The following is a 1,013-nucleotide window of genomic DNA, read 5'->3' as shown; positions in this document are numbered from 1 at the left end:
ACGACAGCATGTTCGATGCCGAGGAGGCGGGCGATCGCGACATGCTCCCGCGTCTGCGGCATCACCCCGTCATCGGCCGCGACGACGAGCAGCATGAGGTCGATGCCGGACGCGCCTGCCAGCATCGTATGGACGAACTTTTCATGGCCGGGCACGTCGATGAAGCCGATGACGCTGCCATCGGCCTGTGGCCAGTAAGCGAAGCCGAGCGCGATCGAGATGCCTCGCGCCTTCTCCTCCTTCAGGCGATCGGTATCGACCCCGGTCAGCCGCCGCACGAGCGAGGTCTTGCCGTGATCGATATGGCCGGCGGTTCCGATGATCACGGCGCTGCCTCCGCAATGGAGGCAGCGTCCCGCGCAGCCTTGACGAAGGGAGCGGCGAGCAGGCTGCCCTTGCTCTCCGCCGACAGCAGGAGGGTGAGCGCGCGGCCGGCATCCAGCGGCACGCCCTGGCCGAGCAGGGTGGCTGCACCGAGCATCGCCTCGGAGTCTGGGTCGCCCGCCATCATGCCCTGCTGCCACCACTGCGCGGCCAGCGCGGCGTCGCGCTCCACGCCCAGCGCATCGTGATGCATCATGCCGAGCCTGGTCATGCTGGTGGCGATGCCGCCTTCTGCCGCAGCCCGAGCCCAGCGCAATGCTTCTGCCCGATCCGTGACGCGCCCACCTTCCAGCAACATCCACGAGAGCATGTCCTGCGCCGGCGCGTCCCCCTGTTCGGCGGCGAGGCGGTAGAGCCTCAGCGCCTCGTCGTCGCTCTGCTCGACGCCATCGCCCTTGAAGTGCAGGGCCGCAAGATTGCGTTGCCCGACCGGGTCGCCGTTCCCGGCAGACAGCGTCAGCCAGCGCAGCGCCAGGGCAGGGTCACGCTCGACGCCGAGCCCCTCGGCGAAACAGGCGCCGATATTGTTCTGCGCCCGGCCGATGCCGGCATGCGCCAGCGGCCCCCAGATCGCGAGCGCGGCGGCATGATCGCCGCGTTCGACCGCGGCCGCTGCGCGCGCCATCGCG

Annotated in this window: 2 protein-coding genes; both read right to left on the bottom strand. The window is 69.9% G+C overall.

Annotation, left to right across the window (positions count from 1 at the left end; all coding sequences use genetic code 11):
- A partial coding sequence (locus ACIPIA_RS16980) for a GTP-binding protein (protein ID WP_400511177.1) occupies positions 1-326 on the bottom strand: 326 nt, incomplete at its 3' end.
- On the bottom strand, positions 323-1,009 hold the full coding sequence (locus ACIPIA_RS16975) for a tetratricopeptide repeat protein (protein WP_400511179.1): 687 nt from the start codon (positions 1,007-1,009) through the stop codon (positions 323-325). The genes ACIPIA_RS16980 and ACIPIA_RS16975, both read right to left, overlap by 4 nt.
- Between the last annotated feature and the right edge of the window lie 4 nt (positions 1,010-1,013).

Source organism: Allobosea sp. CER48, assembly GCF_044752385.1.
Lineage (GTDB): Bacteria > Pseudomonadota > Alphaproteobacteria > Rhizobiales > Beijerinckiaceae > Allobosea.
This window is presented reverse-complemented; position numbering and strand designations above follow the sequence as displayed.